The organism is Rhodoferax sp. RT4P68 (assembly GCF_056521305.1).
The window spans coordinates 1-5,056 of record NZ_JBWMBB010000036.1 but is presented as its reverse complement, the minus strand read 5'-3'; the positions used below and the strand labels follow the sequence as shown (position 1 = coordinate 5,056).

The 5,056-nt window shown below is 63.3% G+C and carries 3 protein-coding genes; all 3 read right to left on the bottom strand.

Annotation, left to right across the window (positions count from 1 at the left end):
- Positions 1–113 precede the first annotated feature (113 nt).
- The 3 genes from tssH to AC099J_RS31440 are packed head-to-tail and all read right to left on the bottom strand — an operon-like array spanning position 114 to position 4,926.
- Positions 114–2,822: a type VI secretion system ATPase TssH gene (gene tssH, locus AC099J_RS31450; protein WP_479619242.1), complete on the bottom strand. Its 2,709-nt coding sequence runs from the start codon at positions 2,820–2,822 to the stop codon at positions 114–116.
- On the bottom strand, positions 2,819–3,835 hold the full coding sequence (locus AC099J_RS31445) for a type VI secretion system baseplate subunit TssG (protein ID WP_479619241.1): 1,017 nt from the start codon (positions 3,833–3,835) through the stop codon (positions 2,819–2,821). The genes tssH and AC099J_RS31445 overlap by 4 nt, the downstream gene beginning before the upstream one ends.
- 8 nt (positions 3,836–3,843) lie before the next feature.
- The gene (locus AC099J_RS31440) at positions 3,844–4,926 is read right to left on the bottom strand and encodes a type VI secretion system baseplate subunit TssF (RefSeq protein WP_479619243.1); all 1,083 of its coding nucleotides are present in this window, start codon (positions 4,924–4,926) and stop codon (positions 3,844–3,846) included.
- Between the last annotated feature and the right edge of the window lie 130 nt (positions 4,927–5,056).

Here is a 5,056-nt window from a genome sequence, read left to right as displayed (position 1 = left end):
TGGACGAGGCGACACCAGCTCCAGTTCGTACGACGGCTCCTGTGACAGGCGCTCTTGGGTACTGAAAGCCAGTGCCACAGCACCAGGGTCGAGATCCGGCGAGGACAGTTCGATCAGGCGCATTGCGTACCTTCCTCAGCCTGTGGCGTCGAGGGACTCGACGGCCACATCTGCGGGGCCGACATGGACAGTTCGGCTGTCTCGGCTGCCTGGCCACCGCTGTCCGGCAGGAACTCGATCTCCAGTTTTCCGGGCGCTGACAGGCGGATCTTCTTCAGTGGACGATTGAGGCTCCGGGCGTCCAGCACCCCTTGCGCGATCGTCGGGACTGCCGTCTGCCGCAGCACGTCCCTGGCCGCACGGCCCTTGGACGGGTGCTGCGTCGCAATGCTGGCGACCCACTGCCGCACGTCCTGCGCCACGGAAAGCTCGATGTCGCTTTCGGCAAGCCGGCCCGCCAGCTCGGCGATCGCGCGGTCTGCGATCAGGGCCATGGCCGTCTCGTCGAGCGGCCGGAATGCGGCCACCTGCATACGCGCCATCAGCGCTGGGGCGAACTGGGCACGAAGGGCCTGGTGGGCGATACCGGCCAGCTTGTGTCCGCCACACAAAGGGTCGGACTCACATGCGGCCTCGATCTCGGGCGCTCCGACGTTGGTCGTCAACAGAATGAGGCAGTTGCGAAAGCTGATTCGGCGCCCTTCGCCATCTTCCATCCAGCCCTTGTCGAAGACTTGGTAGAAGATCTCATGCACGTCTCGATGGGCCTGATCGAATTCATCGAGCAAGACCACGCTGTAGGGCCGGCGACGCACGGCCTCCGTCAAGCGTCCACCCTTTCCGTAACCCACGTAGCCCGGCGGTGCGCCCTTGAGCGTCGAGACGCTGTGCGCCTCCTGGAATTCGTTCATGTTGAAATGAACGAGATGCTCCGAACCTCCGAAGAGAAGATCGGACAGGGCGATCGCGGTTTCCGTTTTGCCGGTCCCTGTCGGCCCAGCCAGCACGAAGACGCCAAGCGGACGCTGAGGATCGTTGAGACAGGCTCGCGACACCTGCAACGCATCGATGATCTCGCGCAGCGCCGCATCCTGGCCATGGATGCGGGCGCGCAGAGCACTTTCCAGACCCAGCACGCGATCGGCATCGTCGGTTGCCAGGTGCGCACTCGGCACACCTGTCCACTCGGACAGAACAGATGCCACAACCTGGCTGTCAACCCAAGGCCGAACCCACAAGGCGGCGCCAGCGCCCTCGAGCTCACGAAGGAGTTCATTGTTGGAGTCGGTCTGGCGGTCGACACACCCGCTGATCGCGACTTCGTCGAGAAGGGTCTGAACCCTTTGCTGCTGCGATTGCAGTTCGATCGCCATTTCGTCGATGCGTTCGACCATGGCTTGGCGTCGCTGCCTCAACAGTGCGTCATCCGATATGGAGAGCCCGAGCTTGCCGTCGTTCTCACGCCATTCGAGCTCCTGGTCGACGGTCAGAATCTCTTGCGCAAGTTCGTCCATTTCAGCCGGACGAGCGCTCTGAGACATGGCAACGCGCGCGCACGCCGTGTCCAGCAGGCTGATGGCCTTGTCTGGGAGCTGGCGCCCTGGGATGTGACGGCGCGATAGCTGGACCGCAGCGGACAGCGCACTGTCGGAGATCTGCACGCCATGGTGCCTGGCGAAGCGCGACGCGATCACGCGCAACATCGCGAGGGCTGTTTCGTCGTTCGGCTCGTCGATCGTCACCGGTTGAAAACGGCGTGTCAGGGCGGCATCGGGCTCGATGTGCTGCTTGTACTCGCTCCACGTGGTCGCTGCGACCATCCGCAGTTGTCCGCGCGCCAGCATCGGCTTGATGAGATTGGCGGCATCCCCTGTTCCAGCAGCCCCGCCAGCACCGATCAGCGTGTGAACTTCATCGCAGAACAGGATGATGGGATGTGGCGATGCGGCCACTGCATCCAGCAGGCTTCGCATGCGTTGCTCGAACTCACCGCGGGCACTGGCTCCGGACTGCATGCGCGCCAGATCGATGACCCAGACCTCGGCATTCTTCAACCCTGCCGGCACGGCACCGGCATGAATGCGCTGTGCAAGCCCTTCCGCGATGGCCGTCTTGCCGACGCCGGCCTCGCCCACGAGGATGGGGTTGTTCTGACGCCGCCGCAACAAGATATCGACCACCTGGCGGAGCTCGCGATCACGGCCGACCACGGGGTCGAGCGCGTCGCTCTGGGCCTCCTTGCTCAGCGAATGGGCCCAGCGCTGCAACCCTTCAGCGGAGGCGCCACCAGCCCCTGGCGCGCCCATGCTGGTGGGTGGAGCGATCGACTGGCCGTCGACAGACTCTTCGTGCTGCTCCGGCCACGATGAGGCGTGCGACTCGTACAACATGGCGAGCTCTTCGACTGAACGCCCTTTGAGCTCTGGCCACAAGGCGTCGGCCCACCGGCGTATGGCGCTGTCTTCCAGGCTGGCCAGAAGCAGATGCCCCGATCGAACGTGGCCGCAGCAGCCCGCCAGCTGGCTCCAGCCGAGCGCACCGGCCACTGCGTGTTCGAGCGTTCCGGAAAGATCGCGGATCTCGCCCTGCGATTTGGCAAGGCGTCCGATCGAGGTTTCGAGCCGCCGCAGAAACACCGCAGAGTCGACGTCCAGCAGGTCGAGCAGGCGACGCAGGTCACTCTTCTCGCGTTGCCACAGGCACCAGAACCAATGGTCTAGCTCGACAAATTGATGCTGACGCGATCGGCATAGTGCGGTGGCGTCGACCAACGCGTCGTAGATCGATCTGCCAAGTCGGCCAAAACGGCGCTCTCGGTTCATGCTGAAACACTCCGCAGGTAGGGTTCATGAATAGTGAGACGGACAACGCCCTCGACAGGGCTGGCCCAGGTATCGACTCCGATGCGCATCTTCCCGATCCGGCCGTTCATGCCCGGGCGAGTTCTGACATCCACGACCACCCGGGCACCGACGCGCCCACCGGCATAGTCTTCAGCAACACCGACCATCCACTGAACGGTGGACTGCCGTCGCTGAAAGCGGGGAAATGCATCCGCGTCGATCGGGCCGACGAGAATCGTCACGGCGCTTTGCGGCGCAAACACGCGTCGACCAAGCAACCATCTGCCGGCAATCCTTTGCGCACCCGGCCCCTTGTCAACTGACTGCCACCCACCCGTGCGGGGCAACACAGCGATGGGGACACGAAAGTACTGGCGCAGCATGGCGCGCAGCAGATGCAGGGGTCGTTGACGCGATGCGTAAATTCCGGCGAAGTGCGTTCTACAGACCCGAACGTGGTCGCTGGTGGAGACGTTCGAACTCTCGTGCCTCGACCACGGCACCTTTGGCGTCACGGCTGCCAGAGACGAAACGCGACGCACGAAGGTGTTGCCACGCACCGTCAAGTCGCACCCCACTACGGGGTGCATCTGGGCCCATGCTCTGAAGTCAAGCCACGCGAGCTCTGCCGTGAGATGGCCGAAGAACTGCTCGAACACCGCCCTGTGTTCATGTTGCGCGTGCTCTGTGATGTGCACGGGCAGTGGGCCATAGGGCGCAAAGAGACCAAAGTGGCGAATCGTCACCAGGAGGTGTGCAGATGTCCTCCCATGTGGAGGATCGACATACACAAAGTCAGCAATCTCTGCCGGTGCAAAGTCCATGCGCGCTGGCTGCTTCAGTCGCAGCCATGCCGGCCGGCGCAGTGACAGCAAATCCTTGGAATCATTGCTCTGCGGTGTGTCTGCCTCCCAAGGCTGGGCCGCCACCATGTCCACGCGGCGCATGAGCTCGAAAAACGTCCTTGGGCCCGTGAGGAGCTCTTCGACCATCAGCCGGTTCATAGAAACCGCCCATCTGGCAGAACGAGGTTGCCGTGTCGACTCGCGGCGTGGCCGTCCAGTCGCAACTCGACTTCCAAGCCGTCATTCATGCTCACGCTTTCGGACAATGCTTGGGCAACCATCCGTCCGAACAACCAGCCGCCGTGATCGGCATGGTGTGACGTTGAAATGTCCAGGGCGACCTTGATGGTGTGAATCCACCCCGCTGGTGCCGCGCTTGCTGAGGGCGAAAGAGAAGTACTCAGTCGTGCCGACCGCAAGCTGCCGATGCGTTGGAGATCGACCGGATCGGCAGCATCGGCAGCCAGACCAATCCATCGCACGAGTGTCGCCAACGGTTCAACCTGAGCGCGACGCCCCATGGCGATGGGTGAATCGCCAAGAAATGCGATGGCTTCCCAGCACCTCGACAGCTCTGGCATAGCGCGGGGAGCGCTGGGCACCCAGAGACATTCGATACGACCGACGCCCATGGGTTCGGACAGCGACAGCGACGACCGCAATATCTGCTCGGGCTGCCATGCGCGATCACACACCAGTCCTTCCATCTGCAGCGACGTGACGCGGCCGTGCTGAGCCGCCTTCCCTGTCGGAAGCGACACCGCCAGCCGGTCATGACTTGCCATCGGGTCATTCGAACGGATAGACACGCCGCCGATTCGATGTCGGCACAGGCCGTAGTGACCCGACGGGACGGCCCCCTCGAAGCTGAGCCCTCCGAGAACCGGGTCCAGCTTCACGACGTGCCCCTGGCCCGACACCGCCTTCACCGCCGTGAGCGCGAAGAGGTGGTATGCACTGGGCTTCATTCGATCGACGAGCAACCATTGCGAGCTGGCAGTGGCGTCATAGTTGACAGGGTCCAGCCTCCGCGCGTACAGGTTGATGACCGGCGTTGCGAAGAGGTGGAACATGGCGGAAGTCACCCGCCCCATCAGAAACAGCGGCTGCTTGCGCAGGCCGATCAGCAGTTCGAAAGAGCGTGCCTGCGGACACTGCTTGGCCAGCCGGGAAAGGCCGTGCACCTCAAGACTCAGGAAGCTCGATGGCTGGGCCAGGTACTCCCTCAGGACGCGGATACCCGGTAGACCACCTGCGCATTTCAGCGATCGTGGACGCCTGTTTCAGGCTGATCGTGGACGGCGTTTCAGCGCCATCGTGGACGCGCGGGGGTTGCGCGCAAGCGAGGTGTTCAATGTATCTCAGTCG